14 protein-coding genes and 1 tRNA gene are annotated in these 15,419 nt (G+C 70.2%); 6 read left to right on the top strand and 9 right to left on the bottom strand.

Annotated elements, in window-relative coordinates:
• Positions 1-89 precede the first annotated feature (89 nt).
• On the bottom strand, positions 90-872 hold the full coding sequence (locus F1734_RS15340) for a chymotrypsin family serine protease (RefSeq protein WP_010595308.1): 783 nt from the start codon (positions 870-872) through the stop codon (positions 90-92).
• A gap of 206 nt (positions 873-1,078) precedes the next feature.
• Positions 1,079-1,152: transfer RNA gene (locus F1734_RS15335), tRNA-Leu, on the bottom strand.
• 110 nt (positions 1,153-1,262) lie between these two features.
• On the opposite strand from F1734_RS15335, the gene F1734_RS15330 reads away from it, so the two are divergent.
• Positions 1,263-1,877: an ANTAR domain-containing response regulator gene (locus F1734_RS15330; protein WP_003937895.1), complete on the top strand. Its 615-nt coding sequence runs from the start codon at positions 1,263-1,265 to the stop codon at positions 1,875-1,877.
• 155 nt (positions 1,878-2,032) lie between these two features.
• Complete coding sequence (locus F1734_RS15325; protein ID WP_010595309.1) at positions 2,033-3,358, top strand: ABC transporter substrate-binding protein; 1,326 nt, start codon at positions 2,033-2,035, stop codon at positions 3,356-3,358.
• A gap of 53 nt (positions 3,359-3,411) precedes the next feature.
• On the opposite strand, the gene F1734_RS15320 is transcribed toward F1734_RS15325, so the two are convergent.
• From F1734_RS15320 to F1734_RS15305, 4 genes are read right to left on the bottom strand one after another with little or no spacing between them, the layout of a single operon-like run.
• Positions 3,412-4,227, bottom strand: coding sequence for an ABC transporter ATP-binding protein (locus tag F1734_RS15320; RefSeq protein ID WP_026137906.1), 816 nt, complete (start codon positions 4,225-4,227; stop codon positions 3,412-3,414).
• Positions 4,228-4,232: 5 nt separating this feature from the next.
• Positions 4,233-5,273 (bottom strand): ABC transporter ATP-binding protein, encoded by a 1,041-nt coding sequence (locus tag F1734_RS15315; protein ID WP_102031168.1) that lies wholly within the window; start codon positions 5,271-5,273, stop codon positions 4,233-4,235.
• Entirely contained in the window at positions 5,266-6,255 is a 990-nt protein-coding gene (locus F1734_RS15310) for a branched-chain amino acid ABC transporter permease (protein ID WP_010595312.1), read from the bottom strand. Before F1734_RS15310 ends, F1734_RS15315 begins: the two co-directional genes overlap by 8 nt.
• Before the next feature lie 5 nt (positions 6,256-6,260).
• Positions 6,261-7,607, bottom strand: coding sequence for a branched-chain amino acid ABC transporter permease (locus F1734_RS15305; RefSeq protein WP_040275111.1), 1,347 nt, complete (start codon positions 7,605-7,607; stop codon positions 6,261-6,263).
• Between the two features lie 201 nt (positions 7,608-7,808).
• Between F1734_RS15305 and polA the strand changes: the two genes are divergently transcribed.
• Positions 7,809-10,532, top strand: coding sequence for a DNA polymerase I (gene polA, locus F1734_RS15300; RefSeq protein ID WP_017681330.1), 2,724 nt, complete (start codon positions 7,809-7,811; stop codon positions 10,530-10,532).
• 57 nt (positions 10,533-10,589) lie between these two features.
• Here the strand turns inward: polA and trxA are convergent, their stop codons facing one another.
• The 3 genes from trxA to F1734_RS15285 all read right to left on the bottom strand — a co-directional run bounded on the left by trxA (position 10,590) and on the right by F1734_RS15285 (position 12,854).
• Entirely contained in the window at positions 10,590-10,961 is a 372-nt protein-coding gene (gene trxA / locus F1734_RS15295) for a thioredoxin (RefSeq protein ID WP_140188645.1), read from the bottom strand.
• A gap of 128 nt (positions 10,962-11,089) precedes the next feature.
• Entirely contained in the window at positions 11,090-12,097 is a 1,008-nt protein-coding gene (locus tag F1734_RS15290; RefSeq protein WP_017681329.1) for a GlxA family transcriptional regulator, read from the bottom strand.
• 238 nt (positions 12,098-12,335) lie between these two features.
• Entirely contained in the window at positions 12,336-12,854 is a 519-nt protein-coding gene (locus tag F1734_RS15285) for a 2'-5' RNA ligase family protein (protein WP_010595316.1), read from the bottom strand.
• A gap of 19 nt (positions 12,855-12,873) precedes the next feature.
• On the opposite strand from F1734_RS15285, the gene F1734_RS15280 reads away from it, so the two are divergent.
• The 3 genes from F1734_RS15280 to F1734_RS15270 all read left to right on the top strand — a co-directional run bounded on the left by F1734_RS15280 (position 12,874) and on the right by F1734_RS15270 (position 15,414).
• Entirely contained in the window at positions 12,874-13,968 is a 1,095-nt protein-coding gene (locus F1734_RS15280; RefSeq protein ID WP_010595317.1) for an isocitrate/isopropylmalate dehydrogenase family protein, read from the top strand.
• Positions 13,969-14,089: 121 nt separating this feature from the next.
• Positions 14,090-14,419: an antibiotic biosynthesis monooxygenase family protein gene (locus F1734_RS15275; protein WP_040275116.1), complete on the top strand. Its 330-nt coding sequence runs from the start codon at positions 14,090-14,092 to the stop codon at positions 14,417-14,419.
• 122 nt (positions 14,420-14,541) lie between these two features.
• Positions 14,542-15,414 carry an ABC transporter substrate-binding protein gene (locus F1734_RS15270; protein ID WP_010595319.1) on the top strand — a complete coding sequence of 291 codons (873 nt, stop codon included), beginning with the start codon at positions 14,542-14,544 and terminating at the stop codon, positions 15,412-15,414.
• The last annotated feature ends 5 nt before the right edge of the window (positions 15,415-15,419 follow it).

Below are 15,419 nucleotides of genomic sequence, written 5' to 3'. Positions count from 1 at the left end.
AAGAACGGTCGACGAATCGTCCGCGCGGGGGACCTCGCCGGACGACGGCGCGGACACGGAGACGACGTCCGCGGCGACGACTCGCCTCGTCACGGGGTGCACACGAGGGTGAATCCGGCGCCGATGCCGCCCCGGGCGTCGAGGTCCTCGACGATCCGGTCGGCCCGCTGGTAGACCGCGAAGCGCACATCGTCGGGGCGGTAGCCGACGGCGAGGCCGAGCCACTCGCCGGTGTCGGTGCGGACCAGTGGACCACCGGAGTCGCCCTGTTGCATCACGAGCCACGAATTGAGCGAGTTCGGGTTCACCAGCACGTCCCGGGTGCCGGCGACGTCCAGGGCGTCGACGAGGGGCAACGGCCCGCATGCGATCCCGGTCGTGTGCCCGGCCGCGCAGTGCCGGCCGATGTCCTGGTCACCGTCCGGCAGCGAGCCGATCGACTCGAGCGCCACGACCTCGCCGTCGGCGTCCGGGGCCGACGTGTTCGACCCGCGCACCCTGGTCTCGTCGAGCAGGATCACCGCGTAGTCCGGCACCGCGTCGGTCGGCACCCCGAGGGGGTCCACCGAGCCGGGGCTGTAGACGGACGTCTCGGTGCCGATCGGTCCGTGGCCCTGCTCGCCGACCTTCCACACCTCGCCGGCGCCGTTCTGCCAGCAGTGTCCGGCGGTGACGGCGACGAGGCGGCCCTCCCGGTCGTGACCGACCGCGCCGACCGAGCACCAACCCGGCGCGGGATCGGCGCTGGTGAAGGTGATTCCGTCGCCGGGGCGCAGCACGATCCGCTCGTCCGGTACGTGCGCGGCCGCACCCGGCGCCGGGGCGAGCAGCACGGCCGCACACGCCGTCACGAGGAGCAGGGCGCGTCTCATGCCTTCTCCCATCTCCATTCGTGGACCGCGAGATCGGGGGGCGGTGGGGATTGCGGCCACGGACGCTTCACCGAAGTCGGCACGTTACCAGCGTTTCCGCGGGGAGGCGCCCCGGGTTTCGTGTTCGCGTCGCCGGCGCTGCGGGCGCACCGCGAGTCGGAGGCCGGCGGTGTCCCCATTCCGGCCGGAGGCCGGCAGTGTGGCGGTGCCCCCGGTGAGACTCGAACTCACACTGGACGGGTTTTGAATCCGTTTCCTCTGCCAATTGGGATACGGGGGCGTCGTGCGCAGACCACTGTAGAAGATCGGTGACGGCCGTCGGCCACCGGTACCCTTCTAACGTTCCACCCCCTCCACGGGGGCCGCCCGAGCGACAGGAGATGGCCGACGATGACAGCCGCCCCGCACGAGAATCCCGCTCAGCCGCGGCGCGTCGTAGTAGCCGAGGACGAGGCGCTGATCAGGCTCGATCTGGTGGAGATGCTCCGCGAGGAAGGCTACGAGGTGGTCGGCGAGGCCGGCGACGGGCAGCGGGCGGTCGAACTGGCGGAGCAGCTGAAGCCGGACCTGGTCATCATGGACGTGAAGATGCCCCGGCGCGACGGCATCGACGCCGCCTCGGAGATCGCCGCCCGGCGCATCGCACCTGTGGTCATTCTCACGGCGTTCAGTCAGCGTGAGCTCGTCGAACGCGCCCGCGACGCCGGCGCCATGGCGTATCTCGTCAAGCCGTTCTCGAAGACCGATCTCGTTCCGGCGATCGAGGTGGCAGCGAGCCGGTTCGCGGAGATCCGTGAACTCGAGCGCGAGGTGGCGGGGCTGACCGAGCGGTTCGAGACCCGCAAACTCGTCGACCGTGCCAAGGGTCTGCTCATGGACAAGCACGCGATGACCGAGCCCGAGGCGTTCCGCTGGATCCAGCGGGCGGCGATGGACCGGCGCACCACGATGAAGCACGTCGCGGAGGTGGTCATCGAGACGCTGGGCGGCGCCGCGGCGGGATGACGGAGCTTCCCGTTACGCCGGTGTCAATTCTTCGATAACGGTCGCGTCACAAGGATTTCGCCCGGGTTCGCGGAACGCGTGGGGCGGATAGGTTTCTGGCCACGTCCCGGTGACGTATCCGGAGACGGTGTGCATGCCGACCGAAGGAGAGTTGGATGGCCAGACGGACCTTCGTCCGCGCCGCTGCGGTGTTCGGAGCAGCGTCTCTCGCCCTTGCGGGGTGTAGCTCGGACAGCGACGATTCCGCCACGGGCGGTTCCGGTGACAGCGCAGCGTCGGCGACGACCGTGACCACCGACTGCGAACCCGCGCAGGCGACCGCCGGGGCCACCCCGGTGACGACACCGCTCAAGATCGGCACCCTGCTACCCGAGACCGGCAGCCTCGCCTTCCTCGGGCCGCCCGAGGTGGCGGCGGTGCGACTCGCGGTGGACGACGTGAACGCCGCCGGCGGTGTGCTGAACCAGCCGGTGGAACTGATCACCGGCGACTCGGGCGACACCACGACCGACACGGCGAATTCCACGGTGGACCGGGAGCTCGCGGCGGGAACCCAGGTGATCGTGGGCGCGGCCTCGTCGTCGGTGTCGTTGAAGGTGATCGACAAGATCACCGGCGCCGGGGTGGTGATGTTCTCGCCGGCGAACACCTCCGACCAGTTCGTGTGTTACCCCGACAAGGGGCTGTACTTCCGCACCGCCCCCACCGATGTGCTGCAGGCCCAGGCGCTGGCGCAGCTGATCTCGGACGACGGTGCCCAGCGGGTGTCGATCATCGCGCTCAACGACCCGTACGGCACCGGCCTGGCCACCAACACCCAGAACAACCTCGTCGAGGCCGGCGTGCCGGAGGATCAGATCCAGAAGATCATCTACGACCCCAACGCGCAGTCCTTCAACGCCGAGGTCGACCAGATCAAGAACTTCGGGCCCGACGCCGTGGCGCTCATCGGGTTCGAGGAGTCCGCGAAGATTCTCACCCGCATGCACGAGGTGGGCATCGGGCCGGCCGACGGGATGCTCGTCTACGGCGTGGACGGAAACATGGGCAATGCCCTCGGTGAGGCCGTCGCGCCGGGACTGCTGGACACGATGCGTGGCACCACGCCGCTCACGGACGTCGGACCGGACTTCCAGAATCGGCTCCGGGCCGTCGATCCCGCGCTGATCGACTTCAACTATTCCGGCGAGTCCTACGACGCCGTGGTGATCTCGGCGCTCGCGGCGGAACAGGCCGGTTCCACCGCCGGTGTGGACATCGCCGCGAACATCAACGACGTCACCCAGGGCGGCACGACGTGTACCAGCTACCAGCAGTGCGTCGATCTGCTGCGCGGGGGCCAGGACATCGACTACGACGGTGTCACCGGCCGACTCGAGTTCACCGACGCCGGCGAGCCGGGGATCGGATCGTACGGGCACCTGGTGTTCGGGCCGGACAACACGCTCACCACGGAGGACTACATCGTGGTCGGTGAGTGACGACGACTCGGTGGGCGGGCCGGGAACCGGATCGGTTCCCGGCCCGCCCAGCGTCAGTTGTGCTTCTGCTCCCTGCTGCCGGCGAGCGTCCCGAGGTACAACTCGACGACCTTCGGGTCGTGCATGAGGTTCGGTCCGGTGTCGGTGTAGGCGTTGCGGCCCTGGTCGAGCACGTAGCCGCGGTCGCAGATCTGCAGGCACCGGCGGGCGTTCTGTTCCACCATGATGATCGACACCCCCGCGGCGTTGATCTTCTTGCAGCGGATGAACACCTCGTCCTGGAACATCGGCGACAAGCCCGCCGACGGTTCGTCGAGCAGCAGCACGGACGGATCCATCATCAGCGCCCGGCCCATCGCCACCATCTGCCGCTCACCGCCGGACAGGGTCGCGGCCTTGACCTTGCGGCGCTCACCGAGGAGCGGGAACAACTCCGCGACGAACGCGAACCTTTGGTCGAATTGCTTGGGCCGCAGGTAGATTCCCATCTCGAGGTTCTCCTCGATGGTCAGTGACGGGAACACGTTGCGGGTCTGCGGCACATAGCCGAGCCCCTTGCGCACCAGGACGTGCGCGGGAGCGGCGGTGATGTCGTCGCCACGCAGCGTCACCGTGCCGCGTCGCACGGGGATCAGCCCGAACAGCGCCTTGAGCAGGGTCGACTTGCCGGCACCGTTGGGTCCGATGATGCCGACGATCTCGCCGTCGCGGAGGAAGAAGTTGCAGCCGCGCAGGATGTCGACGCCGGGGAAGTACCCGGCGACGATGTCGTCGGCGCGCACCAGTGCCCCCTCGGCGAGGCGGGCGTGTTCCTCGGCGGTGGCCGCGCGCTCGGCCGCGGTCGTCTGCGCCGGTTCGGGGGGCGGCATCTCGCTCACGGCTTCTCCTGCGTCGGAGGCTCGGTACCGGGCTCGGGCCGTCCGGTCCCGTCGGGCAGGTCGGCGAGGACGGTGGCGTCCGGCTCGGACAGGTCGCCACCGGTCTCGAGGGTCTGGGCCTCGGCCTCCTCCATCGCCACGGCGAGCGCGGCCGTGGCGCCGACGGGGTTGCCCTCGTCGTCGAACTCGAGCACCTGGTCGTGGTGGCTGCCCAGGTAGGCGTCGACGACGGCCGGATTCGAGGACAGCTGGTCCGGCGGAGCCTCGGCGATCACCGATCCCTGCGCCATCACCACCACCCAGTCGGAGATGTCACGGATGACGTCCATGTCGTGCTCGACGAACACGACGGTCGTGCCGTCGTCGCGCAGGGTTTTGATGTGCCCGAGGAGTGTCTGCGTCAGCGCGGGATTGACCCCGGCCATCGGCTCGTCGAGCATGACCACCGCCGGTTCGGTCATCAGGGCCCGGGCCATCTCGAGGAGCTTGCGCTGCCCACCGGACAGGGAACCGGCCAGGTCGTCAGCCTTCGCGTCGAGGGCGAACCGCGCCAGCATCTCGCGGGCACGTTCGGTGACGGCACGTTCCTGCCGGTGCCACGTCCACGGCAGCAACGCTGCGAGCATCCGTTCCCCCCGCTGGCCCGTCGCACCGAGCCGCACGTTGTCGAGCACGGTCATCTTCGACAGCGCCTTGGTGAGCTGGAACGTCCGCACGATCCCGCGGCGCGCGAGCTGGTGCGGGTGCAGACGTCCGAGCGACGTCCCGTCCATGCTCCAGGTCCCCGTGTCGGGTCGGTCGAAGCCGGTGAGCAGGTTGAACAGCGTGGTCTTGCCGGCGCCGTTCGGCCCGATCAGGCCGGTGATGCAGCCGCGCTGGATCTCGAGGTGCGCCACGTCGACCGCCCGGAGACCGCCGAAGGTTCGGGAGAGCGCGTCCACCACGAGGACCGGATCCGGTTTGGCCGCGCCGGGCTCGCAGGCCACGGTGTCGAACAGGGCGGAACGCTGTGCCGCGGGCAGGGGCGCGTCAGGCATCGAGCTGCACCTCCCGCTTGTTGCCGAGGATGCCTTGGGGCCGGAACACCATCATGACGGCGATGAGCACGCCGAGGAGGATGTAGCGCATCGCGCCGACCTGCTGCTCGGACAGGGCCAGCAGCGGGTCCGGACCCGAGATGGCCTGGCGCAGCAGGGCATCGGGAATGGTGAGCAGGAACCAGAACAGCATCGCGCCGAGGACGGGACCGAACACGGTGGCGGCGCCCCCGAGGATCAGGGCGCCGAAGGCGAAGAACGTCTGCGCGGTGGAGTAGAAGTCGGGGTTGATCGACTTGGTCTGCAGCGCGTTGAAGATGCCGCCGAGCCCGCCGATCATGCCGCCGAGCACCAGCGCCTGCATCTTGTACACGAAGACGTTCTTGCCGAGCGATCGGGCGGCGTCCTCGTCCTCGCGGACGGCCTTGAGCACTCGCCCCCACGGGCTGTGGCTGAGCAGGTACACCAGCCCGCACAGCGCCAGCACCAGGGTCCAGCCCACGACCATCGCCCACAGGTCGTCGCCGTAGAACCGCATCCCGAGCAGCGAGTACTGCCGCCCGGGGTCGAACGGGCTGAGCCGGGTGAACGGTCCGGCGAACCCGAACAGCCCGTTGGTCGAGCCGGTCACCGGATCCGATGCGGTGGAGCGGAACACCAGCCGCAGGATCTCGGAGGCGGCGATGGTGACGATGGCGAGGTAGTCGGCGCGCAACCGCAGGGTGGGGATGCCCAGCACCAGAGCCAGCAGGGCCGACGCCGCCAGGCCGACGAGGATGCCGAGCCACAGGGGCTGGTCGTAGGTCACGGTCATGATCCCGACGCCGTACCCGCCGAGCAGGGCGAATCCGATCTGGCCGAAGTTGAGCAGTCCGGCGTACCCGAAGTGCAGATTCAGTCCGATGGCGAGCAGCGCGTAGAAGATCGCCGACGGCCCGATCAACTGGGCGAAGGAAACCTGGAGAACGGCAACGAGATCCACGGCGCTCACCCCACCCTGGCCCGGCTGCCGAGAATGCCCTGCGGACGGACGACGAGGACGACGATCAACACGAGCAGGCCACCGATGTACTTCAGGTCGGGGTTGATGATCAGCGTCGACAACTGCACGAGCAGGCCGACGATCACGCAGCCCAGCAGCGCCCCGTACGCGGTGCCCAGCCCGCCGAGGGTGATCCCGGCGAACATCAGCAGCAGCAGCTTGAAGCCCATCTCCCACTGGACGCGGCCGCCGAGCTCGGACAAACCGAACAACACCCCGCCGAGGGCCGCGAGTCCGCCGCCGAGTCCCCACACGAACCGGACGACGCGTTCGACGTCGATGCCCGAGGCCGCCGCCAGATCCCGGTTGTCGGCCACCGCGCGCATGGCCTTGCCGATGCGGGTGCGCTGGACGAGCAGGGCGACCCCGACGAGCACGGCGAGGCTGACGACGATGCACGCCAGGTTCACCGGGGTGATCGCGATCGGGCCCCATTCCAGCTGGCGCTGGCCCTGGTAGTCGGCGAACGGCTCGGCCCGGTCGGAGAACAGCGCGAGGATCAGGTAGCGCAGCGAGATCGCGAGGCCGATCGACACGACGAGCTGGGCGATCAGGCCGGTGCGCCGCCGCCGCAGGGGCGCCCAGATCAGCCCGTTGTTGAGCAGGCCGATGGCGATGCCCACCGCGATGGCGAGCAGCGTCGCGGGGATCAACTGGATGCCCAGGCTCACGTTGAAGATCCACGCGGCCACCGCGCCGAGGGTCACGAGTTCCCCGTGCGCGAAGTTCGTCAGGCCGGTGGTTCCGAAGATCAGACTCAACCCGACCCCGGCGATCGCGATCACCAGGCCGAACCGGAGTCCGTCGACGACGGTGCGGATCACCGTCTCCCACCCGGAGGTGCCGAACCCGGAACGCGACTCGCCGAACGAGAAGATGACCGTGTTCGCCCGCCCGGCGACGACGTCGCGCTGGACGGTGGCCTGCACGCTGACCTCGTCGGGGAGGGACTGCTCGTCCACCTCGAACGTGTAGGTGCCGGGGGGCACGGTCAGCTCCCACCGGCCGTCGGCGGCCGAGGTCGCTTCGGCGACCTCGGCGCCCGTGGTGTCGCGGGCCCGGACCGTGACCCCGCCGAGGCGCTGCCCGGCGTTGTTGAGGCTGCCGCTGACCCGCACCCCCTCGCTCGGCTGCGGAGCGGTGGTGACCGGTGCCGGCGGGGGCGTGGGCTCCTGCGCGACCGCGGTCCCGATCCCGGCTCCGAGACCGGCGAGCGCGAGCAGCAGCAGCAGGAGTGTCGGGGCGAGCCGAGGGACCGGCCATCGCTCCCGGAGCGGCACGAATGGGGCCACGCAGGTCCTCCGGATCACGTCGGGGTCGTCGTGCGCGCCGCCGGGGCACCGGCGTCGTGGAACCGGACTTTAGCGGCTGCAACAGCGTTCCACGGCGCTCTGCGATTTCCGCCGCGTATCTGTTCTGTTTCGCCGCGCCGCGCCGCGCACACGGTCGCGGTGGGTCCGGGTTGTCCGAGCCGGTCCCTAGACTGAGGAACCGTGACTCGCGCATCGACCTCCTCCGCACCCGCCGCCTCCGGCGGCGACCGACCGACCCTGTTGCTGCTCGACGGGCATTCCCTGGCGTTCCGCGCGTACTACGCCCTGCCGGCGGAGAACTTCAAGACCCACAGCGGCCAGACCACCAACGCGGTGTACGGGTTCACCTCCATGCTCATCAACCTGCTGCGCGACGAGCAACCCACCCACGTCGCCGCCGCGTTCGACGTCAACCGCGACACGTTCCGGGCGACGGCGTACCCCGAGTACAAGGCCAACCGCAGCTCCGCGCCGGACGAGTTCCGCGGTCAGATCGACATCACCAAGGACGTGCTCGGGGCCCTGGGTATCCCGGTGATGGCCGAGGCCGGTTTCGAGGCCGACGACATCATCGCCACCCTGGCCACGCAGGCCGCGGCCCAGGGATATCGGGTGCTCGTCGTCACCGGCGACCGGGACTCCCTGCAGCTGGTCACCGACGACGTCACCGTCCTGTACCCCCGGCGCGGAGTGTCGGACCTGACGCGGTTCACGCCGGCGGCGGTGGAGGAGAAGTACGGGCTGACCCCGCAGCAGTACCCGGACTTCGCGGCGCTGCGCGGGGATCCGAGCGACAACCTGCCGTCGATCCCGGGCGTGGGGGAGAAGACCGCCGCCAAGTGGATCCGCGAGTTCGGGAGCCTCACCGACCTCGTCGACCGCGTCGACGAGGTCCGCGGGAAGACCGGCGACGCTCTGCGGGCGCACCTGTCGAGCGTGCTGCTCAACCGTCAGCTCACCGAGATGGTGCGGGACATGACCCTGCCCTACACCCCCGACCAGCTGGCGCTGGCTCCCTGGGACCGCGACCGCATCCACCGGTTGTTCGACGACCTCGAGTTCAAGGTGCTGCGCGACCGGCTGTTCGCGACGCTCAGCTCGGTCGAACCCGAGGCCGAGGAGGGCTTCGAGGTGCGCGGCGGCGTGCTCGAGCCGGGCGCGCTCACCGGGTGGCTGGCCGAGCATGCCGGGCCGGGTGCGCGGCACGGGATCACCGTGCTCGGGTCCTGTGTTCCGTACGGCGGTGACGCCACGGCCGTGGCGATCGCCGCGGCCGACGGGGAGGGGGCGTACGTGGACACCACGACCCTCACGCCCGAGGACGAGACGGCGCTGACCGGCTGGCTGGCCGACGCGACGGTGCCCAAGGCGCTGCACGAGGCGAAGGGCGCCCTGCACGCACTGCGCGGCCGCGGCTGGACGTTGGCCGGGGTCACCAGCGACACCGCCCTCGCGGCCTACCTGGTGCGTCCCGGTCAGCGCAGCTTCAATCTCGACGACCTGTCCCTGCGCTACCTCAAGCGGGAACTGCGGGTCGAGGAGTCGGGGGAGCAGCAGCTCTCGCTGCTCGACGACGCCGATGCCGCGGACGCGAAGGCCGCCGAGTCGGCGATTCTGCAGGCCCGGGCGGTGGTGGACCTCGCCGCGGCCCTGGCCACCGAACTCGAAGAGATCGAGTCCACCGCCCTGCTGACCGACATGGAACTGCCCCTGCTGGGGGTCCTCGCCGACCTCGAGACAACCGGCATCGCAGTCGAGGCCGAACGGCTGGAGGACCTGCAGTCCGGCTTCGTCGCGGACGTCGCCGCCGCCGCGTCGGCCGCCTACGACGTGATCGGCAAACAGATCAACCTCGGCTCACCGAAGCAGCTGCAGGTGGTGCTGTTCGACGAGCTGGACATGCCGAAGACGAAGAAGACCAAGACCGGCTACACCACCGACGCCGAGGCACTGCAGAACCTGTTCGAGCAGACCGGGCACCCGTTCCTCGAGCATCTGCTCGCCCACCGGGAAGCGATGAAGATGAAGACCACGGTCGACGGTCTGATCAAATCCATCGCCGACGACGGCCGCATCCACACCACCTTCAACCAGACCGTGGCGGCCACCGGCCGGCTCTCCTCGACCGAGCCGAATCTGCAGAACATCCCGGTGCGCACGGAGGCGGGCCGGCACATCCGCGACGCGTTCGTCGTCGGCCCCGGCTACGACCTGCTGCTCACCGCGGACTACAGCCAGATCGAGATGCGGATCATGGCCCACCTCTCCGGGGACGAGGGGCTGATCGAGGCCTTCAACACCGGCGAGGACCTGCACAGTTTCGTCGGCTCCCGGGCCTTCGGGGTGCCGATCGAGGAGGTCACCCCCGAACTGCGGCGGCGGGTCAAGGCGATGTCGTACGGCTTGGCGTACGGGCTCAGCGCGTACGGGTTGGCGCAGCAGCTGAAGATCTCCACCGACGAGGCCCGCGAACAGATGGAGGCGTACTTCAACCGCTTCGGCGGCGTGCGCGACTACCTGCACGCCGTCGTCGAACAGGCCCGCAAGGACGGCTACACCTCCACCCTCTACGGCCGCCGCCGCTACCTGCCGGACCTGAACAGCGACAACCGGCAGCGCCGCGAGGTCGCCGAACGCGCCGCGCTCAACGCCCCGATCCAGGGCACCGCCGCCGACATCATCAAGGTCGCGATGATCGACGTGCAGACGGCGCTGCGCGAGGCCGGACTGCGTTCGCGCATGCTTCTGCAGGTGCACGACGAGCTGGTGCTCGAGGTGACCGCCGACGAGCGCGAACGGGTGCAGCAGCTGGTGCGGGACAAGATGGCCTCGGTCATCGAACTGTCCGTCCCGCTGGACGTCTCGGTCGGGTCCGGACGCAGCTGGGACGCCGCCGCGCACTGACCGCCCGGCGCGGGCAGGCGCACTCCCGGTCGCGCCGGGAGTGCGCCGGAGCCGGTGCTAGCCCTGCTTCTGGTTCTGTTCGGCGATCTGCCGGCGTACCTCGTCCATGTCGAGGGCCTTGACCTGGGTCACGAGATCCTCGAGCGCGGCCGGCGGCAGGGCCCCGGCCTGGTTGAACACGAGGATGCCTTCCCGGAACGCCATGATCGTGGGGATGGACCGGATGTTCGCCGCCGCCGCGATGCCCTGTTCGGCTTCGGTGTCGACCTTGGCGTGCACGACGTCCGGGTGCTTCTCCGAGGACGACTCGAACGTGGGGGCGAAGGAGCGGCACGGCCCGCACCACGACGCCCAGAAGTCGACGAGGACCACTTCGTTACCGGTGATGATGTCGTCGAAGTTCTGCTGGGTGAGAGTCTGGGTGGCCACAGGGATCCTTTCGGTCGGGTACTGATCGCGTCAACGTCCCGTCGCGACCGTTTCTTCCCGCGGGTACCCGCTCCGGCCGGGGATACCCACCTCGCCGACACCGCGGCGGGCCCCGACCTCGGGGCGGATCATCGCCCGAGGCCGGACCCGGCGCGGAACGTGCGACGGTAGGTGTGCGGCGTGGTGCGGCGCAGACGCAGGAAGTGCTGCCGCAGGACCGCGGCGGTCCCGAACCCGACGCGGTCGGCGACCGCGTCGACGGGCAGGTCCGTGCTCTCGAGCAACCGCTGGGCGGCGAAGACCCGCTGATCGCGCAACCAGCGGGCGGGCGTCGTCCCGGTCTCGGCCAGGAACCGCCGCGCGAAGGTCCGCGGGGACATGTGTGCCTTCGCGGCGAGCGCCGCCACGGGCAGATCCTCGTCGAGGTGCTCGGTCATCCAGTCGAGCAGCGGCGCGAGGGTTTCGGCGGGTGCCGTCGGCAGCGGCATGGCGACGTACTGGGCCTGCCCGCCGTCGCGGTGCGGCGGGACCACCATCCGGCGAGCGATGCCGTTGGCCACGTCGGAACCCTGCTCCCTGCGCACGATGTGCAGGCACAGGTCGATGCCGGCGGCGGTGCCGGCGCTGGTGAACACCGGGTCGTCGTCGACGTAGAGCACGTCCGGATCGACCTTCGCGGACGGGAAGCGTGCGGCCAGCTGCGCCGCGTGGCGCCAGTGGGTGGTGCAGCGGCGATCGTCGAGCAGCCCGGCCGCACCCAGGACGAAGGCACCCGTGCACAGGCTCGCGACCCGCGCGCCGCGATCGACCGCGGCGCGCAGCTTCGCGAACAGTGGCTCCAGATCGGCGATCTCGCCGCCGGCGCCGCACACGAACGACTCGTCGCGGTCGGCGATCCCGGTGCCGCCGGCGGGAATGACGATCAGATCCGCGTCGTCGAGGCGATCGAGGTCGTAGGGGACGTCGATCGTGTACCCGAATCGGGTGGTGACCGGGTGGGGACTGCCCGCGACGAGGCTGAAGTCGTACACGGGCAACCCGTCGTCGGAGCGGTCGAACCCGAACACCTCACAGGCGACACCGAGTTCGAAGACCTCGGTGCGGGGAAGTAGCGGCACGACCACCGTCGTCAGCATGTCACCCAGTCTGCCATCGGATTGGCCGGAAAACGACGCTACATGTCGTTCCTGCCGCTGTCGGCAGGTGCGCCCGCGGACGAGGCTGAGACCATGACCGTCCTCCTGCTCGTCCTCGTCGTGTTCGTGGTGCTCGACGCCCTGGCGCTGACCGGCCGGACGCCCGACACCCACCGTGAGGAGACCCAGTTCGGCGACTACCGCGTCTGATCCGGGACCGGCCCGCGTCGGCGCGGCGTCACACCACCCGCCACTCGCGCCGCGCCTCGCCGTCCCACCGCCGGATGCCCGCCGACACGCCCGTCAGCTCCCGGGTGCCCGCACGGGTCGCCGTGAGCGCCGAGCCGAGCCGGCCCGGCGGCACCCGACGGGCCAGGGTCACGTGCGGGGTCCACTCGCCGGGCCGGATGTGCGGGGGAACACCCGGACAGCCGTCGATCAGCTCGAACACCACCCGCTGCAGCTCGAGCAGTTCGGCCGTGGGCACCACCAGCCGCGCCACCGTCGCGGTACGCGAGCCGAACAGCACCATCCCCCCGAGCCGCACCGGCAACGGCTCGCCCGTGATCCGCTCCCGCATCGCCCCTTCCACCCCCGGTGGGATTGATGCGGCGACCGCGAGCGTGATGTGCGGGCGGTTCGACTCGGACCGGTTGCGGGCCTGACTGACCAGCCCCACGTCCAGCAAGCGCGCCCATTCCTCGCGGACGGCCTGATCCAGGCGGTCGTCGAGGAGCAGTTCCACCGACTGCACCATGGTGGGTAATGATTGCCCCATGACCGACGCCGTCGCAATCCCCGCCCCGCACCGCATCGGACTGCTCGAGGGAGACGGGATCGGTCACGAGATCGTCCCGGCCGCCCGGCGGGTGGTCGATGCCGCCGTCGCCGCCTCGCACGGCCCGCAGATCGACTGGGTGCCGCTGCCGCTCGGCGCCGATGCGATCGCCACCCACGGCACCCCCACTCCCGAGTCCACCCTCGACGCCCTCGCCGGCCTGGGGTCGTGGATCCTCGGACCGCACGACAGCGCGGCCTACCCCGACCCGTTCCGGGCCCAGCTCACGCCGGGCGGACAGATTCGCAAGCGGTTCGGCCTCTACGCCAACATCCGTCCCGCCCGCGCCCTGCCCGGCGTCCGCGCCGTGTCACCGCACATGGACCTCGTCATCGTGCGGGAGAACACCGAAGGGCTCTACGCCGACCGCAACATGGCCGTCGGCAGCGGCGAATTCATGCCCACCCCCGACGTCGCGCTCGCCGTCGGCGTCGTCACCCGGGCCGCCTCCGAACGCATCGCCCACACCGCCTTCCGGCTCGCCGCCCGTCGTCGCCACCGCCTCACCATCGTGCACAAGGCCAACGTGCTGTCCCTGACCACCGGCCTGTTCCGGGACGTGTGCCGAGAGGTCGGCGCCCGGTATCCGTCGGTCACGGTGGACGACGAGCACGTCGACGCCATGGCCGCCCACCTCGTCCGCCACGGCGGCGACTACGACGTCGTCGTGACCGAGAACATGTTCGGCGACATCCTCTCCGACCTCGCGGGCGAGCTGTCCGGCTCGCTCGGCACCGCGGCGTCGATCAACGCTTCCGACACCCAGGCCATGGCGCAGGCCGCCCACGGGGCGGCCCCCGACATCGCCGGCCGCAACCGCGCCAATCCCACGGCCCTCATCCTGTCCGCCGCGATGCTCCTCGACCGGCTCGGCACCGTCCACGACCTGCCCGAGTTCGTCGCCGCCGCCCGCCGGATCGAGCACGCCGTCGAGGCGACCGTCGAGGCCGGCGTGGCCACCGCCGATCTCGGGGGACTCGCCTCCACCGCGGAATTCACCGAGACCGTCGTCGCCCGCACGCTGCGTCGCTGAGCTCGCAGCTCGAGTCGTCGCTGAGCTCGCAGCTCGAGTCGTCGCTGAGCTCGCAGCTCGAGTCGTGGCCGAGCTCGCAGCTGTTGACCTCGAGTCGGCTCGAGGTTCTAGCGTGGCCGCCATGACCACCGAGATCCTGCGCATCGACAAGTTCGCCGTTCCCGCGGCCGCACGGGAGACCTTCCTCGCCGCGGTCCACGAGACCCACCGCGACCTGCGCACCCAGCCCGGCTTCCGCGGCGACGACGTCGTCGAACTGTGCTCCGGGCCGAGCGAATACAACATCGTCACCGTGGTGCGCTGGGCGGATCCCACGGCGCTGCACGAGGCCCGGACGGTCCTGCAGGAACGCCACGCCCGCCGGGGGTTCGACCCGGCCGCGTTCCGCCTCGAGCTCGGTGTCGTCGCGGACGTCGGCAACTACGTACCGGTCGACCCCGGTACCCGGTAGGCAGGTACGACCGGCGCCGCCGGGTCTGTTCGGAGCGGATTCCGCAATACGGGCCCGCCGATGGATACTGTGCGGTTGTGGACGAACCAGCATCTCCCGGACCGACCGGCCGTCGACGCCTCATGGCGGGCCTGCTCGGTGCGCTGCTGACGGCCGCGGTCCTGTCCGGCTGCGTCGTCAACACCGAGTCGACCGTGCCGCCCGGTGACCGGGTCGGCGCCGATCGGGTCGATGCGGTCGCCGACCAGCTCCCGGCGACCGTCGCGGCGACCGGCGAGCTGAAGGTGGGCGTCAACGTGCCCTACGCCCCGAACGAGTTCAAGGACGACGACGGCCGCATCGTCGGTTTCGCCGTCGAACTCGTCGAGGCCCTCGGCGACGTTCTCGGCGTGCGCCCGGTGTTCAACGAATCCGACTTCGACCGCATCATCCCCGCCGTCCAGGCGGGCACGTTCGACATGGGCTCGTCGTCGTTCACCGACACGAAGGAACGCGAGCAGTCCGTCGACTTCGTCACCTACTACAGCGCCGGGGTGCAGTGGGCGCAGCGCGTCGGTGACGACGTCGACCCCGACAACGCGTGCGGGCTGCGCGTCGCGGTGCAGACCACCACCTACGAGGACATCGACGAGGTGCCCGCCAAGAGCGAAGCCTGCGTCGCCGCGGGCAAACCCCCGATCGACAAGGTCAAGTACGACAGCCAGGACGAGGCGACCAACGCCCTCATCCTCGGCCGCGTCGACGCGCTCTCGGCCGACTCGCCGATCACTGCGTACGCGATCGCCCGCAGCGACGGCCGGCTCGAAACCGCCGGACCCGTGTTCGACGCCGCTCCCTACGGTTTCGTCGTCGCGAAGGGCTCGCCTCTCGGACCGGTTCTGCAACAGGCGATGCAGCACCTCATCGACTCCGGCGTCTACGCGCAGATCGCGCAGCGGTGGGGCATGGAAGAAGGAACCATCGACACCGCGCAGATCAACGCGGCGACGAGCTGACCGAA

Origin of the sequence: Rhodococcus ruber (genome assembly GCF_016804345.1) — a bacterium.
Taxonomy (GTDB): domain Bacteria; phylum Actinomycetota; class Actinomycetes; order Mycobacteriales; family Mycobacteriaceae; genus Rhodococcus; species Rhodococcus ruber.
Note: the sequence above shows the minus strand (reverse complement) of the source record. Positions and strands in the feature narration are given on the sequence as shown.

Bases quoted from the DNA above. Each gene is read 5' to 3' on its own strand.
- F1734_RS15340 (WP_010595308.1), bottom strand. From the start codon at position 872: ATGAGACGCGCCCTGCTCCTCGTGACGGCGTGTGCGGCCGTGCTGCTC.
- F1734_RS15330 (WP_003937895.1), top strand. From the start codon at position 1,263: ATGACAGCCGCCCCGCACGAGAATCCCGCTCAGCCGCGGCGCGTCGTA.
- F1734_RS15325 (WP_010595309.1), top strand. From the start codon at position 2,033: ATGGCCAGACGGACCTTCGTCCGCGCCGCTGCGGTGTTCGGAGCAGCG.
- F1734_RS15320 (WP_026137906.1), bottom strand. From the start codon at position 4,227: ATGCCGCCCCCCGAACCGGCGCAGACGACCGCGGCCGAGCGCGCGGCC.
- F1734_RS15315 (WP_102031168.1), bottom strand. From the start codon at position 5,273: ATGCCTGACGCGCCCCTGCCCGCGGCACAGCGTTCCGCCCTGTTCGAC.
- F1734_RS15290 (WP_017681329.1), bottom strand. From the start codon at position 12,097: ATGCTGACGACGGTGGTCGTGCCGCTACTTCCCCGCACCGAGGTCTTC.
- F1734_RS15285 (WP_010595316.1), bottom strand. From the start codon at position 12,854: ATGGTGCAGTCGGTGGAACTGCTCCTCGACGACCGCCTGGATCAGGCC.
- F1734_RS15280 (WP_010595317.1), top strand. From the start codon at position 12,874: ATGACCGACGCCGTCGCAATCCCCGCCCCGCACCGCATCGGACTGCTC.
- F1734_RS15275 (WP_040275116.1), top strand. From the start codon at position 14,090: ATGACCACCGAGATCCTGCGCATCGACAAGTTCGCCGTTCCCGCGGCC.
- F1734_RS15270 (WP_010595319.1), top strand. From the start codon at position 14,542: ATGGCGGGCCTGCTCGGTGCGCTGCTGACGGCCGCGGTCCTGTCCGGC.